General features: G+C 62.6%; 15 protein-coding genes and 1 pseudogene. 11 read left to right on the top strand and 5 right to left on the bottom strand.

Features of this window, described 5'->3' with window-relative positions; genetic code table 11:
- Positions 1 to 3: 3 nt before the first annotated feature.
- Positions 4 to 1,002 carry a TRAP transporter substrate-binding protein gene (locus H8B03_RS06485; protein ID WP_193140917.1) on the bottom strand — a complete coding sequence of 333 codons (999 nt, stop codon included), beginning with the start codon at positions 1,000 to 1,002 and terminating at the stop codon, positions 4 to 6.
- A gap of 80 nt (positions 1,003 to 1,082) precedes the next feature.
- Between H8B03_RS06485 and H8B03_RS06490 the strand changes: the two genes are divergently transcribed.
- The 4 genes from H8B03_RS06490 to H8B03_RS19200 all read left to right on the top strand — a co-directional run bounded on the left by H8B03_RS06490 (position 1,083) and on the right by H8B03_RS19200 (position 5,455).
- The gene (locus H8B03_RS06490) at positions 1,083 to 1,736 is read left to right on the top strand and encodes a TetR/AcrR family transcriptional regulator (protein ID WP_226925750.1); all 654 of its coding nucleotides are present in this window, start codon (positions 1,083 to 1,085) and stop codon (positions 1,734 to 1,736) included.
- A gap of 1 nt (position 1,737) precedes the next feature.
- Positions 1,738 to 3,150, top strand: a complete 1,413-nt coding sequence (locus H8B03_RS06495; RefSeq protein WP_193140919.1) for an amidase — start codon at positions 1,738 to 1,740, stop codon at positions 3,148 to 3,150.
- A gap of 652 nt (positions 3,151 to 3,802) precedes the next feature.
- Positions 3,803 to 5,116, top strand: coding sequence for a sorbosone dehydrogenase family protein (locus tag H8B03_RS06500; RefSeq protein ID WP_193140920.1), 1,314 nt, complete (start codon positions 3,803 to 3,805; stop codon positions 5,114 to 5,116).
- Positions 5,117 to 5,182: 66 nt separating this feature from the next.
- Positions 5,183 to 5,455 (top strand): transposase, encoded by a 273-nt coding sequence (locus H8B03_RS19200; protein WP_394355450.1) that lies wholly within the window; start codon positions 5,183 to 5,185, stop codon positions 5,453 to 5,455.
- A 13-nt stretch (positions 5,456 to 5,468) separates the two neighbouring features.
- On the opposite strand, the gene H8B03_RS06510 is transcribed toward H8B03_RS19200, so the two are convergent.
- Entirely contained in the window at positions 5,469 to 5,858 is a 390-nt protein-coding gene (locus H8B03_RS06510; protein WP_193140922.1) for a hypothetical protein, read from the bottom strand.
- A 319-nt stretch (positions 5,859 to 6,177) separates the two neighbouring features.
- Here H8B03_RS06510 and H8B03_RS18955 point away from each other — a divergent pair.
- The 4 genes and pseudogenes from H8B03_RS18955 to H8B03_RS06525 all read left to right on the top strand — a co-directional run.
- A pseudogene (locus tag H8B03_RS18955) lies at positions 6,178 to 6,285 on the top strand (IS5/IS1182 family transposase); the annotation flags it as partial.
- Between the two features lie 228 nt (positions 6,286 to 6,513).
- Positions 6,514 to 6,990, top strand: coding sequence for a DUF3302 domain-containing protein (locus H8B03_RS06515; RefSeq protein ID WP_226925751.1), 477 nt, complete (start codon positions 6,514 to 6,516; stop codon positions 6,988 to 6,990).
- A gap of 3 nt (positions 6,991 to 6,993) precedes the next feature.
- Positions 6,994 to 8,142 (top strand): HlyD family secretion protein, encoded by a 1,149-nt coding sequence (locus H8B03_RS06520; protein WP_193140923.1) that lies wholly within the window; start codon positions 6,994 to 6,996, stop codon positions 8,140 to 8,142.
- A 35-nt stretch (positions 8,143 to 8,177) separates the two neighbouring features.
- Entirely contained in the window at positions 8,178 to 9,671 is a 1,494-nt protein-coding gene (locus H8B03_RS06525) for an efflux transporter outer membrane subunit (protein WP_193140924.1), read from the top strand.
- Positions 9,672 to 9,702: 31 nt separating this feature from the next.
- Here H8B03_RS06525 and H8B03_RS06530 read toward each other — a convergent pair whose 3' ends face one another.
- Positions 9,703 to 10,806 (bottom strand): AI-2E family transporter, encoded by a 1,104-nt coding sequence (locus H8B03_RS06530; protein ID WP_193140925.1) that lies wholly within the window; start codon positions 10,804 to 10,806, stop codon positions 9,703 to 9,705.
- A gap of 64 nt (positions 10,807 to 10,870) precedes the next feature.
- A complete protein-coding gene (locus tag H8B03_RS06535) occupies positions 10,871 to 11,413 on the bottom strand; it encodes a hypothetical protein (protein ID WP_193140926.1) in 543 nt (180 codons plus the stop codon).
- Between the two features lie 314 nt (positions 11,414 to 11,727).
- On the opposite strand from H8B03_RS06535, the gene bla reads away from it, so the two are divergent.
- Positions 11,728 to 12,552 (top strand): class A beta-lactamase, encoded by an 825-nt coding sequence (gene bla / locus H8B03_RS06540; protein WP_394355451.1) that lies wholly within the window; start codon positions 11,728 to 11,730, stop codon positions 12,550 to 12,552.
- A gap of 78 nt (positions 12,553 to 12,630) precedes the next feature.
- Here bla and H8B03_RS06545 read toward each other — a convergent pair whose 3' ends face one another.
- Positions 12,631 to 12,885, bottom strand: a complete 255-nt coding sequence (locus H8B03_RS06545; RefSeq protein ID WP_193140928.1) for a hexameric tyrosine-coordinated heme protein — start codon at positions 12,883 to 12,885, stop codon at positions 12,631 to 12,633.
- A gap of 177 nt (positions 12,886 to 13,062) precedes the next feature.
- Between H8B03_RS06545 and H8B03_RS06550 the strand changes: the two genes are divergently transcribed.
- Positions 13,063 to 13,491: an Rrf2 family transcriptional regulator gene (locus H8B03_RS06550; protein WP_193140929.1), complete on the top strand. Its 429-nt coding sequence runs from the start codon at positions 13,063 to 13,065 to the stop codon at positions 13,489 to 13,491.
- A gap of 23 nt (positions 13,492 to 13,514) precedes the next feature.
- Positions 13,515 to 13,790, top strand: coding sequence for a DUF6522 family protein (locus tag H8B03_RS06555; RefSeq protein WP_193140930.1), 276 nt, complete (start codon positions 13,515 to 13,517; stop codon positions 13,788 to 13,790).
- Positions 13,791 to 13,799: the final 9 nt, after the last annotated feature.

The following is a 13,799-nucleotide window of genomic DNA, read 5'->3' on the forward strand; positions in this document are numbered from 1 at the left end:
GGATCAGTTGGCCGTGCAGGCGTCGCGGGCGGCCAGAACAGCGTCATAGACCCGCTGCGAATCTCCACCCGTAGCCGCGATCAGCTCTTGCGTCTTCTCATCGGTCCACAGGGCGGCCCATTCGGCGCGCTGCGCATCGTCGAAATCGGCAACCGTACCGCCCGATTCAACATGCTTGGCACTGAAAAAGTCGATCGCCCCGCGTACCGCAATGCGCAATGCCTGCGCCGGTTCCATCGCTTCGTTGAACTGCGCCTGCTCTTCCTCGGACATCGCGTCCCAGACCTTTGTCGACATCAGCATCACCGACGGCTGATAGATATGGCGCGTGTTGGTGAGGTGCGGCGAAATCTCTCCGATGCCACCGGCAACATAGGAAATCGTCGGCAGTTCACCACCTTTGACCAGACCGGTCTGGAGCGCGGTTGCGACTTCGGAAAACGCCAGCGGCACACCGGATACACCCGCGGCGCGCCAGTACATGTCGTGGTTGTCCGACGGGCCGACCCGCATCTTGAGGCCCGCGACATCGGCCGGTCCGCTGATTGGTTCGTTGGTAAACAGGTTCTGCCAGCCAAGTTCCTGCCACTGGACAAGTCGCAGACCACGTTCCTTGAACAGGGTGTCGAAGGTTTCGACAAGGTGGTCGTCAAGCGCACAGTCCGCCTGCTCGAAGCTGTCCCAGAAGAACGGCGTCACCAGCATGGAGATTTCGGGGACAACCGTAGCGACGGCCGTCACCGAAAAGATGCCCGCATCCAGACGCCCGCGGGCGGTCTGCTTGATCGTGTCGGTTTCGGCACCCAACTGACCCGCCGGAAAAACTTCCAGCGTTGTCTTGCCGCCGGAAATCTCGGCAAGATTGGCGGCGGTCTTTTCCAGATGGGTCACCCAGGGCGTCCCGTTGGGCGCAGCGGTGGATACTTTCAAAGTGTCAGCCTGCGCAGCACCCGTTGCAATCAGCGATACAAGCGCGGCAGCGATGAATGGTGTCTTTGTCATTGTAACCTCCTCCAATGGAAACCCTCCTCCAGGGCTTTGCAGGATCAATACTTGAACTAGAGTTCTAATTCTAGTATTTAATGCGAAGGGAGAGATACAACGTGAACGAACAAGCCACCCTTGGCCGTAAGCAACAGAAACGTGGGGGAAAAACTGTTCGGCGTGTGCTGGACGCCGCGCGGGTCCTGATGTCTGAGGACGGCTTTGAGGCGGTTCAGTTGGCGCAAATCTCGGCAGAATCAGGTGTATCGACCGGCAGCCTCTATCACCATTTCGGCTCGAAAGAGGGCATCATCACGCGGATGATCGACGAGTTCAAGAACCAGGCCCTGACCGATCTAGAACAGCTGGACCTTGCCGATGCCCCGTTTGACGACCGGCTCAGGCGGCTGCTGGACCTGACATGCGACCAGTTCCGCGACAATCCGGAATTCTACCGATCCATGGCGGAACGAGTCAGGGCGCAACCGGCAATCTGGGCCCCGCTTCGCGAGTTGCGCCGGGCGTTCGAAGACCGCCTGAGGGTCGAACTGGCCGAAGGGCTGAAACAGCGCGGCATTGCCGACCCGCAGATGGCCATTCACCGCATGATGCAGACCGTTCTGGGTGTGCTGACCCATTCCGTCTTGTTCGGATCGGGCCCGGTTACGACCGACATGCCACGGCTGGAAGCCGAAATTTATTCAATTGGCCGCGCAATACTGTTGTTGCCGCCCCCCGAGGAGAGCCCCTGAAATGGACGACATCACATCCTGGTCGGCGACTGAGACTGCCCGAAAAATCCAACGCAAGGACGTGTCGATCGTCGAGGTCACGCAGGCCCATATCGCCCGGATGGAGGCGCTCAATCCAGCGCTGAACGTCATCACCACCCCGGTTGCCGAAGCGCTCGACACCGCGCGCGCACTTGACGCGGCCGGTCTGCCCGATGCTCCGGGGCCGCTTCATGGCGTGCCGGTGACCACCAAGATCAACGTCGATCAGGCCGGATACCCGAATTCCAACGGCGTCCCGGCGTTCAAGGACAGTGCCGGGCCGGATGATGCACCGGTTGTCTCCAACCTGAAAACCGGCGGCGCGGTAATCATTGGCCGCACCAACACACCCGAATTCTCGATGCGCTGGAGCACGTCCAATCCGCTGCACGGCGTTTCGCTCAATCCGTGGGATGCGACCGTAACCCCCGGCGGGTCCAGCGGCGCGGCCGCGGCGGCGGTTGCGGTGGGCATCGGAGCCATCGCGCATGGCAACGATCTGGGCGGGTCGCTGCGCTATCCGGCCTATTGCTGCGGTGTCACCACCATTCGCCCGTCCTTTGGCCGGGTTCCGGCGATGAACCCCAACCAGCCCGCTGAACGCCCGCCGCTGACGCAGACCATGTCGGTGCAAGGCCCCATTGGTCGCTCCGTCGCGGATGTGCGCGCGGCGCTTCAGGTCATGTCGATGCGCGACTGCCGTGACCCCTTGCAGGTTCAGGCGGCCAACAGCGGCCGGACACGCGACAAGACCGTGACCATCGGCTATGCGGTCAACCCCTTCGACGCGCCCGTTGATCCGGCGGTTGAAAACGCCATGCAGATCGCCGTGGACGGTCTGCGCGCTGCGGGCTTTGCCCTGCGCGACGTGACCCCGCCGTTTGCCGATGAAACCGCGCGGCTTTGGGGAAACATGTTGATGACCGAGGTCAACCATACGATGCGCCCCGCCATCGAGGAACATGGATCACCTGCCATGAACCGCGTGTTGCAGGAGTATTTCGACCGCTTTGCGTTCCTTGATATCGCCGGGCTGTTCGGTGCCATGACCCGCAAGATCCAGCTTCAGCGCGCCTGGTCTGTGATGTTCGACGATATCGACCTGTTCCTGATGCCGACATCCCTGCTGCGTCCCATCGAAAACGATCTGGATTTCAAGTCACCCGACCGGATCCCCGAAATCCTTGACGCACAACTGCCCCTGCACGCGATCAACCTGCTCGGCCTGCCATCCGTGGCGCTGCCCACCCATCTGGAAGACGGCATCCCGCTTGGCGTGCAGCTTGTCGCGCCGATGCACGATGACTGGTTTGCACTGGATATGGCCGAACGGCTTGAGAGCGAAATCGGCACGATCTGGCAAGACCTGCCGTGCTGGAGCAAGCGCCGCTAACGGACAGGACTGCCGGTCGGTGGCAGAACCCAGACCATCGCGGGGTCGAACCAGATCGAAATCGATCCACGCTGCCCACCGCAGTCATTGCAGGATGACCTGTTCATGGTCCTGGACTTCGACGGGGGCCAACTGCGCAGGCATCCCGGCTATCGTTCTGGATTCATGCCGTGAATCCTTCAAGGCAACCTGGACAACAAAGCCGGGCGGCGGCCAACCATGTTGACGGCGACTGTCAACTTGGCTGCGACGCTGACAATCCGACAAGCACATCAACCTGCTGCAGCTTCCGAAACACGTCCTCGGGCTTGTGCGGCTTGTTCGCCTTTCCTTGCCTCCATTTCCAGAATTTAGCGGTAGACAATTTCAGATGGGACACCCCACCTCATTCGGCAACCATGGTGCGCCCGGCAGATTACAACTTCACCGTTCCTGCGCGCTGGGAAAAGTGATAGGGTATGGTTAACACTGCAGTCTGCAGATGCCTGCGTCAGGGTCAAATTGATCGTGTCTCGCGCTGCCACGGACAATGTCCATCGAGTGTTTTTGAAGTACGCCATACGGAAAACCTACCTTTGTTGCGTAAGTAGTATTCGTCCGAGTATCGGACCCTCGTAACGGCAAAAAAGTAAAAGACGAACGGGAGGATAATATGAAGAAACAGCTTTTATCGGCTGTCGTGACACTGTGCGTGGTGACTACAGCATCCACCGCAAGGTCGGACGAGCACCAGGAAGCGATGGACGTTCCCAAGATTACTGCAACAGTTGTCCTGGCGGAACGGGATGCGCCCTGGGACATGGCATTCTTGCCGGACGGCACAATGTTCTTCACTGAAAAATGCGATGGTCTTTCTGTAAGAATGACCGATGGAACTGTGAATGCCCTGTATGGAATGGTCGACTCCGAGGGTTATGCAGATGCCGGTAGTGACCTGTTCTGCGAAGGACAAGCCGGCATGCTTGGCGTGGTGGCAGATAGGCATTTCGCGAAGAACCGCACCCTGTACGTCTATTCGACCTCATCCAAATATCACGGCGATGGCTGCAAGACCAATTTCGAAAGGTGCGACGGCAACATCGTTATGAGGTTCAAGGTCAGCGACGACCTGAAAAGCGTTTCTGACAGAACGGATATTGTCACTGACATTCAATACAAGCCGTTTGACTCCAACCAGCCTTTTGGCGGACCGGGGGCTCACAACGGCGGCAGGATCCGCGTTGGACCTGGCGGTTATCTCTGGGTGACGGGTGGCGATCGTCACAGAGGGGTCTGTCCGCAGGATGGAACACTGCTGTGCGGTAAAGTCCTGAGGATCGATGCCGATGGGAATGCGCATCCGGACAACAATCCGCCCGAAGGCTATGACAAGCGCATCTACACTTACGGGCATAGAAATGTTCAAGGTATTGATTTCCGCCCAAGCGACGGGAAGGCTTTCACGTCGGAACATGGCCCGTGGCACAACGATGAAATCACGGCGCTTGTGAACGGCGGCAACGCCGGATGGGATCCGGCTCAGAACACCGGTGGCAGAGGCGAGTGCCCGGATCAGTATTGTGGGTACGAGCCGAACCAGCTGGACGCTGTAGACCCAGCAGTTCGCGCAGCCTATACGCCGATGAGTGACACACGCTTTGACGACCTGATGCCATCTTCATGGAACAACAACGGGTTTTCTCAGGGCATGAGTTCTGCCGCCTTTCTCAAAGGAGAGAATTGGGGCATCTACGAGGGCCGCCTGGCTGTCGGCATCATGGGCATCGCTTTTGGTGATACGCCAGCGGGTTCGAGAATTGACCTGATCAGCGTTACACCCGACGGCTTGGGCATCAACGGGATCACTCGGATGCCTCTCGGCTTTTCGGCGCGCTTCCGTGGCCTTGTCATGGGGCCGGACAACGCCCTGTACGTCGCCACTGATGAGGGCGAAATCTACAAGGTAACCGCAGAAAGCATGAAGTAGCTTTTCAAGGAAGACCCCGCGCCTCGAAAGGGGCGCGGGGTCTTTCTGTACCCCCGCCCTTGAGAAATCCCTCCGACGTCCAATCGGGTCCACCGAAGTTCGGCCATCTCGGATCGCTTGCACAAGTTCAAGGGCCGTTCGTCGCAACGATTTCAACGTGAGTTTCCGGCCATACGCAAAATCTACTGGCGTTGCCAGTTCTGGGGCGGGCGATGTGTCTCAACAATCACGCGCGCCAATTCCGAAGACATCGAACTCCAACACCTTGAACAACACGTCGCCGATCATTCCGTTACCAGTCGGAAATCGTTCAGTTCCCTGTACGAAATGACCCTGTGAAAATGCGCGAAACTCAATTGCCCGTGACCAGGGTGTCGGGCACTTGGTATTGCTGACCGTCAACCTGAATCATATGCGTGCCGCTCTCGAGGCTCCAATCGCCATTGGTGCCAACACCGGACATAGTCACGCTTGCTTTCAGGAACTTGCCATCCTCGAAAAAGAGACGCCGCGTGAATCCATTTGCGAAGATCACCGTCACCGTTGTTTTCCCTTTCTCATCCCGGTCGAGGCGGTAGCTGCACTCACCAAGCACCTCGCCGCGTTCCTGAGAACAGGCAATTGAATTCGGCGCGTTTTTCTCAACCGAAGTCGCCGGTGAATCGGCTTGCTGCCCGACGGACATTTCTGCTGTGCCGAGAAGAAAGACGGCGCATGTTCCAATTAAGATCGTCGTCTTCATTTCAGCGTTCTCCCGGAATCTCATTGTTGAGGTTCAGCTTGTTGGCAACCCAAGGACAAGTCTGCCCCCGTCAGGGATAGTATTGCAAATTATGCAAACCGCGATAAGTGGGCAATTGCGCAACCTAAAGACCCATCAGATCATGTTGATAAAAGAGATTCCCACCACTGGACATGCCCGATTCAAGCTGGTCTCTGCGATGCAAACCAGCTTGGCACGAGCCATGATGTCAGAATGAGACTGGCCGGAAAACGGTCCGGGGGACCATATTCAAGTCGATTGAGCGAGTACATTTGGAACGGTGTCTTCTAACTGTCCGCACCCGAACGGGCGCAAACCCACCAACCACCGCCTTGTTCCTGAGGACGTTTTCTGGATTTCCCGAACGAATGCGCCGTGGCAACACCGTCCGGAGGGGTTCGGGAAGTGACCAGCCTCTATAACGGCACCGCGCTGATCGGCGTGCCGAGTAAGGTTCGCGGCGTTCGAAGACCCCCTGAGGCCGCCGGCACCACAGGGGTCGCCTCGGCGGGTCTCGCATGAACAATTGTCGCAATGGATTGACTGTTGGCCGGGAACGCCTAGCGGGGCATGGACAAACGCGGTGTCGCGCATGATGGTGTGACCAGACAAACCGGATGCCGGGGAAGGTCAAATGTTTGGACGGATTGAAACGGCCTGGGTGAATTTCCAGGCAAGCCCCCATTTCTGGGATGCCATCATGGTGGCCTGCCTGATGCTGACCGTGCTTGGGGCGCTGTCTTTCGTGGTCTGGCTGCTGGGCCTGCCGGGACGGATCGCGATTTCGCGCAATCACCCGGATGCCGAGGCGGTCTATACCATGGGTTGGGTCGGGTTCCTGGCGATCGTACCGTGGATCCAGGCCCTGATCTGGGCCTTCAAGCCCACCGACAAGATCGATATCCGGTACTTCCCCGACGAAGAACGCAAGCACGAGTTGGAAGACCTGCAACGCCTGTCGCGCTTTGCCTATGGCCGTGATCTCCCCAAGGAGCAGGTCGAGGCCCTGATGCGCCGGCTGGAGAACGAGACGGCGGCCGAGGCGGACAAGCGCGAGGCGGGCAGCCGCCCTGATCCGACGGCGCCGCAATCGGACAAGCGGGAGATCTGATCGGTGTTTGCAGTCTTTGCGATGACATTCGCCTATGCGGTGTTTGTCTGGCTCGTCTTTTTCAAGTTCAGATGGCTGCGGCTGACCCCGGCCTGGGGCGTGACCACGGTGTTCATCGGCCTACATCTGGTGCTGGTGCCACTGGTCGGCATGCGCTTCATCTCGCCGCTCACCACGGATGTTCGGCTGGTGCGCCACACGGTGCAGATCGTGCCGCGCCTGTCACAGCCCACCACCGTCGAAGAGGTGTTGGTCACCGAAGGGCAGGCGGTGAAAAAGGGCGACCCGCTGATCCGCATGGATGCCCGCATCTATCAATACCAGGTGGATGCCGCGACGGCGGCGGTGGCGGCGGCCAAACAGAATGCGGTGGTGTTGCAGGAAGATGTGAAGGTTGCCGAGGAATCCGTGGCGCGGGCGCAGGCCGAACTGACCTACAAGCAGAGCCAGGCCGACCGCTACACGGGTCTGGCGGCGCAGCGCGCCGCACCCGAGGCCGAGGCGCAGCGCTGGCAGACGGATGTGCTGACGTCCGAGGCCGAGGTGGCCGAGGCGCAGGCGCAACTCAAACGCGCGCAGGCGGCCTACGACTCGCAGATCGACGGCGTCAACACCGGGGTGCTTCAGGCCGAAGCATCGCTGAAACAGGCGCAATACTATCTTGAAAACACCCAGATCACCGCGCCCGCCGATGGCAGCATCGTCAACCTACAGGTGCAGCCGGGCATGGTGGCGGGCATCCTGCGGATCGGTGCCATCGCCTCGTTCATCGCCGACGACGATCCCTATATTCTGGCCATGTACCGGCAGGAAAACCTGAAGTTCATGGAACCGGGGCAGAAGGTGGTGGTCGCGCTCAACCTCTATCCGGGCGAGACGTTTTCGGCCACGGTCAAGGATATCTGGTGGGCCAGTGGCCGGGGCCAGATGATGCCATCGGGCCGCCTGCCCTCCTGGATCGACCTGCCGACCTATCCCGAAGGCCGCTACGCGGTGCAGATCACGCTGGATGATCCGCCGCCGCACACGCCGATCGGTGCCGAAGGCGCGGCCCTGGTGCTGACCGATCCGGCCAATCCGTTCACCTGGGTCGGGCAGATCGCGCTGCGCACCTACACCTGGAAGCGCTTCCTGTATCCGATGCCATTCTAGGGCCGGACACAACGGGGTCGGGCAAGGACACCAAGATGACGCAAGAAGCAGGCAACCACATGGCACCACGGCACGGCGCGAGCCTTTCGGAACATCAAGCGCCGGGCGGGGGCACGCGGCGGGCGACGCGTCGGTTTACGGGCCTGCGGGTGCGTGCGGCGGCGGGCCTGTTGAGCGTGCTGGCGTTGGCAGCCTGCGAGTTGGCCCTGGCGCCCGAACCTTCGGCGGTGCTGGATGACGCCCTGCCCGAGTCCACGGCGATCCCGGCGGCCTGGTCCAGCAAGGGCGCGGCCAGTTCGGCTGTGGGCGACAATTGGGTCGCCAGTTTCCGCGATTCCCGGATGACGTCGCTGGTCAACGAGGCGCTGACCAACAACCGCGATCTGACGGCGGCGGCGGCACGGGTGCAGGCGGCCCTGCAAACGGCGCAGATCGCCGGGGCGCCGATCATGCCCTGGGTGGGCGCCTCTGCTGGGTCGCACCAGATCCGCAATCTGGACGCGGATCGCACCCATCAACACAGCGGTGGCGGGATCGCGGTATCGTGGGAGGTGGATCTGTGGGGCAAGCTGCGCTCCAACCAGGCGGCGGCGGTGGCCGGGGCCGGCGCGGTGGCAAATGAGGCCGTCTGGGCCAGCCAGTCGATTGCCGCGACGGTGGGACGGTCCTGGATCGCCTATATCGAGATCGGCCAGTTGCTGGCGGCCGCCGATGATGTCGTCGATCAATACGCCCAGCTTGTGTCGCTGGCGCAAAAGCGCGAGGCCGCTGGCGTCGTGTCGGATTTCGACGTGGTGCAGGCGCAGGGCCGTCTGAACGCAGCCAAGGCCGCGCGGGTCGAACTGCGCGCGCAGTCGAACGAGGCCGCCGCCGCGCTGGAGGTTCTGCTGGGCCGGTACCCGTCACTGAAACTGAAGCCCGCCAGCAGCTACCCGCGGATGCCGGGCACGCTCTCGGCGGGCCTGCCACTGTCGCTGCTGGACCGGCGTCCCGACGTGGTGGCCGCGCGCGAGCAGGTGATCGCGGCCTTCTACAATGTCGAGGTGGCCAAGCTGACCCGGCTTCCGGGGATCTCGCTGACCGCGGCGGGGGGCAAACTGGTCGATCCCAGCCTGGCGCTGCTGGGCGCTGGCAATCCGGGGTTCCTGCAGATCGGTGTCGGCCTGCTGCAACCGATCTTCATGGGCGGCGCCCTGCAGGCCGACGTGGTGCGCATGACCGCCCGGCAGGCGGAAGCGACGGCGAACTACGGCCAGACGGTGCTGGAAGCCTTCGGCGAGGTCGAGGCGCGCATGGCCAACGAACAATTGCTGCGGCAGGCGCTTGGCAGCTGGCGGGCGTCCTATGACGACGCCAAGGATGCCGTGCAACTGGGCGAAAAGGACTATGACGCCGGAACCATCGACATGGTCGCGCTTCTCTACCTGACTGAATTTGCCATCGGCCGCCGCATCAACGTGATCCAGAGCCAGTCCGCCCTGCTGACGAACCGGGTCAACCTGTACCTGGCGCTTGGGGAGAGCTACTGAGCGCGGCGGCACGGGACGCCGGAAGCCCCGCTTATTCGTCAGAGGCCTCGGCCTCTGCGGCTGGAATGCGGTCGGGCCAGACCCAGAACACCACCAGCTCAAAGAAGACCGCCAGCGCCACGGGGCCGATGAAGAGACCCGGCAGGCCGAAGGCGATCAACCCGCCGAAGACCCCCACGGCCACCACCAGCGTCGGTGTGGTGACCCCGGACGACAGCGCGATCGGTTTCAACAGGTTCTCAAGCACGAAGATCGGGCTCATGGCGAGGGCAAACACCAGGGCCGCCGAGAAATCGCGGGTGAACCAGACCCAGGCCAGAACCGGATAGATGACGATGCCGCTGCCGATCTGGACGATGGTCAGCACCAGAAGGATCGCTGTCAGCAGCCCCGCATGGGGGATGCCCATCACCAGGGCCACGCAACCGAAAGCCAGCGCCTGCAAGACCGACACGCCCACGATGCCGCGCGACACGCTGCGGATCGTGGCCGCCGCAAGGGTCACGAAATCGGTGCCTTTCGGGCCGACGATCCGCATCCGGATGTCATGCAGGGCGGCGACCAGACGCGGCGCGGGCACGAACAGAAATCCCGAGGCCACGATGGCAATGGCAAAGACCAGCGTGCTGCCGGCCAGGCCGACGACGACCTTCAGCAGCCATTCGCTGGGCGCCAGCATGGTGTGGCCATAGTGTTTCAGGAAGTCGCCGGTGTTGTCCGTGGCCAGCGTCCAGAACTTTTCGATCTCCGGGCCCACGGTCGGCAGGTCCGTAAGGGCGTCGGGCAAGGTCGTCAGGTCGATCTTCCGATCCCGAACTGCTTCGGCGATGGCCAGCATGGATTCGATGAGACTGGCGCTGAGCAGCCCAATCGGCCCGAGGATCAGCGCAAGGCTGAGCACGGTCACGATCCCGGCGGCGACGATGCCGCTGCGGACCAGACGATCGCGGATCCACAGGTAGACCGGATAAAGGGTGACCGTCAGGATCACCGCCCAGATCATCACGGTCACGAAAGGATGCACCAGCGCGGCGATCACGCCGATAAACAGGATCAGCAGCCCGATCCGGATCGTCAGGTCGATGGCAAGCCGTTCCGGGCCGGGGCGTTCTGGGGGGCGGTTTGACGGGGTCATCGGCAGATCCGGTCAGGCCGAGCGGACCGGGGGCATCGCATCCGGGCAGCCCCGGCAGGCGGCCTCAAGCGTCGCCCTTGCGGTGCCCTGTCAGCCGCGCGCCGATCAGCAGCATGGCGATGGCCAGAAGGGCCACGATCAGCAGAACCCAGACGTATTGTTCGACAATCGCCATCCCGATGGTCAGCAGACCCAGCGCCAGCCCCAGCACGATCATCCGCCAGTTGCCCCGGATCCCGTCCAGAACGGTGCCCAGTGTCAGGATGAAGGCGCAGGTCAGCCCCACATCCGCGTTGGCCATGCGGCCGGTGCTGACCAGCAGGAACAGCAGGTGAATCACCACCAGCACCGCCAGCCAGTGCAGCAGCATCGGCAGGATGGTGCGAAAATCCGTGAGCTTCAGTCCAGCATGATACCGGCTGTTGGCCAGCGAGGCCGCGGCCACGAGAATGACCAGCAGGTTCCAGTACAATAGGCTGCCCGCCGATGAAACATCGGTCACGGCAATGGTCCCGAAGGCAAGACCCAGGACCACCAGCCCGACGACCATCGCGACGATGGTGGCGCGGGAAACACTTGGGGATTGCGTATCGCCTTGGCTGTCCATGGTGGAAAATCTCCTCTGGGTATCGACTGGGCTGGTCCCGGATCCGCCCGAAAGGATGCGGGTCCGGGCCGCCGCAGAATGCCTGAAGAACTATCCGTGCCAGCGCATCGGTCTGGCAAGGGGGCATTTGCGCCCCGGGGGGCGGGCCGCCGCCCCGCCGCCTTGTCCCCCGGATTGCCACGTTGGTTTTCCCCACGCGGCGCGGAAAGCCGTCTATACACCGTCAAGGAACCCCAACAGACGAGGCCGTGATGACGCCAGTGACGATCAATCCCAAAGGCTGGGCCGGGGCGATCCTGTTGCTCCTGTCCGGGATGATATCTGCGGACAGCGCTGCGGCTGAAGACCCGCTGCGGCTCAGCGTTCTGGATGTGGAAACCCGGATCGGGGGGCGTATCGGGGTCGCCATGACCGATCTGGCCGGTGCGTGGATCTGGACCCATCACGCGGATGATCGCTTTCCGCTTTCCAGCACCTTCAAAAGCCTGCTGTGCGGCGTGATCCTGCGCCGCGTCGATGCCGGTGAGGACACTCTGGAGCGCCGGATCCACTATGCCGCCGCGGATCTCGTGGCCTACTCGCCGGTCACCGAACGGCACGTCGAGACCGGCATGACGGTTGGTGACCTCTGCAAGGCGACGATCACCATCAGCGACAACACCGCCGGCAACCTGCTGCTGGCGACGATCGGCGGGCCAGAGGGGTTCACCCGCGCATTGCGCGACCTCGGCGACGCAACGACCCGTCTGGATCGCTGGGAAACCGACCTGAACGAGGGGGCGCCGGGCGACCCGCGCGACACCACGACACCGCGGGCTGCGCTGACCACCCTGAAGGCACTTTTGTTCGGGGATGCCCTGACCCAGGCGTCCCGAAGGCAGCTTGCCGACTGGATGATCGCCGACGAAGTGGCCGACGATCTGTTGCGCGCCAGCCTGCCCGACGGCTGGGTCATCGGAGACAAGACCGGCGCGGGCGGGTTCGGCTCGCGGTCGATCCTTGCCGTCATCTGGCCCGATGGGGCGCAACCGGTGCTGGTGGCGATCTATCTGACCGAAAACGACGCCGACATGTCGGAACGCAACGCGGCGATTGCCGGGATCGGCGCGGCGATGGTCGCCGCCCTGCAAGCCAAGTAGACGCCCCAGGCCCGTCCGGGCCGGTCTTCAGCGGTCTGATGGTTCCCTGCTCCGGACTTTCGGCAGCCGGTCCCCGGCTTACGACTTCCAGTAGTCGTTCGCCGCCGCGACGGTCGCGAAGTAATTGGCAACGACCCCCGAGGCCTGGATCAGGCTGTCGGAATCCCCGGCATAGGCGGGACGCAGTTTCTTCAGCGTGTCCATGTCAGGCTGGGTCGCCTTCACGGCACGGCGCGCCATGGTGATGGCAAGCTGGAACCCGGCTTCGGGCGTGTCCGTCCGCAGGCTCGGCAACCAGGAAGTCGTGTCGGTGGGGGCGGGCTGGTCGGTCATGGCAGGCTCCTTGAAGGCACAACGGGAAATGTGGATGCCCCGAAGGGCAAATTACGGCACGGGGGTTGCACGATGACCCTGCGCAGCGGGGCGCGCCCCGGGGGCCGTCGCACAATGCGTGCTTGTATTCCGGGCTACGTGATTTAATAAGTATTGTAAATACCGATTGGAGTGCCGATGCGACTGACCTCCTTTACCGACTATGGCCTGCGCGCGCTGATGCGATTGGCCAGCGCGCCCGAACGCGGGTTTTCCACCGCCGAGCTGGCCGAGGAATTCGGGCTGTCGCGCAACCACCTGACCAAGATCGTGCAGCGCCTCGCACAGGCCGGGATCGTCACCACGCGCAGGGGCGGCGGGGGCGGCGCGATGCTGGCGCGGCCGTCGGACCAGATCCGGCTGGGCGATGTTGTCCGCGTGCTGGAGCAGGACCAGGCGCTGGTCGAGTGCTTCTCGGGCAAGGGAGCTTGCACCATCGACGGCCGTTGCGGGCTGAAAGGCCGCCTGCGCCGCGCCGAGGCGGCCTTCATTGCCGACCTTGACCGTTCCACCCTTGCCGATATCGCGCTGTCCCGGCCCGGGCAGGTGTCGGCGGCCACAGCATGACCGGACAGGCAAGAGGACTGGCGATGAAACTGGAACCGACCGAAAACGGGTTCGAAGCAGACCCGGGCGACCTTGGCCGGTTGTTCGACCGCACGCCGGAAGAGATCCGACAGATGATGCAGGACGGGGCCATGACCTGCCTGGTCGAGCGTGGCGAAGGCGACGACGCGGGCCGCTTTCGCGTGACCCTGCGCGACGGGACGCGCCGCGTTCGCCTGGTGGTCGATACACTGGGCAACGTGTTGACGACGACGCGCGTGCCTATGACGGCCCGCAGTGGCGGAACCGGCACCGCCTGATACCTGGCA

The organism is Meridianimarinicoccus sp. MJW13, assembly GCF_014901205.1.
Classification (GTDB): Bacteria; Pseudomonadota; Alphaproteobacteria; order Rhodobacterales; family Rhodobacteraceae; genus Meridianimarinicoccus.

What these genes read in the sequence shown, in the direction of transcription:
- H8B03_RS06485 (WP_193140917.1), bottom strand. Translation starts at nt 1,002, where the DNA reads ATGACAAAGACACCATTCATCGCTGCCGCGCTTGTATCGCTGATTGCA.
- H8B03_RS06490 (WP_226925750.1), top strand. Translation starts at nt 1,083, where the DNA reads ATGCGAAGGGAGAGATACAACGTGAACGAACAAGCCACCCTTGGCCGT.
- H8B03_RS06495 (WP_193140919.1), top strand. Translation starts at nt 1,738, where the DNA reads ATGGACGACATCACATCCTGGTCGGCGACTGAGACTGCCCGAAAAATC.
- H8B03_RS06500 (WP_193140920.1), top strand. Translation starts at nt 3,803, where the DNA reads ATGAAGAAACAGCTTTTATCGGCTGTCGTGACACTGTGCGTGGTGACT.
- H8B03_RS06510 (WP_193140922.1), bottom strand. Translation starts at nt 5,858, where the DNA reads ATGAAGACGACGATCTTAATTGGAACATGCGCCGTCTTTCTTCTCGGC.
- H8B03_RS06515 (WP_226925751.1), top strand. Translation starts at nt 6,514, where the DNA reads ATGTTTGGACGGATTGAAACGGCCTGGGTGAATTTCCAGGCAAGCCCC.
- H8B03_RS06525 (WP_193140924.1), top strand. Translation starts at nt 8,178, where the DNA reads ATGACGCAAGAAGCAGGCAACCACATGGCACCACGGCACGGCGCGAGC.
- H8B03_RS06530 (WP_193140925.1), bottom strand. Translation starts at nt 10,806, where the DNA reads ATGACCCCGTCAAACCGCCCCCCAGAACGCCCCGGCCCGGAACGGCTT.
- H8B03_RS06535 (WP_193140926.1), bottom strand. Translation starts at nt 11,413, where the DNA reads ATGGACAGCCAAGGCGATACGCAATCCCCAAGTGTTTCCCGCGCCACC.
- bla (WP_394355451.1), top strand. Translation starts at nt 11,728, where the DNA reads ATGATATCTGCGGACAGCGCTGCGGCTGAAGACCCGCTGCGGCTCAGC.
- H8B03_RS06545 (WP_193140928.1), bottom strand. Translation starts at nt 12,885, where the DNA reads ATGACCGACCAGCCCGCCCCCACCGACACGACTTCCTGGTTGCCGAGC.
- H8B03_RS06550 (WP_193140929.1), top strand. Translation starts at nt 13,063, where the DNA reads ATGCGACTGACCTCCTTTACCGACTATGGCCTGCGCGCGCTGATGCGA.
- H8B03_RS06555 (WP_193140930.1), top strand. Translation starts at nt 13,515, where the DNA reads ATGAAACTGGAACCGACCGAAAACGGGTTCGAAGCAGACCCGGGCGAC.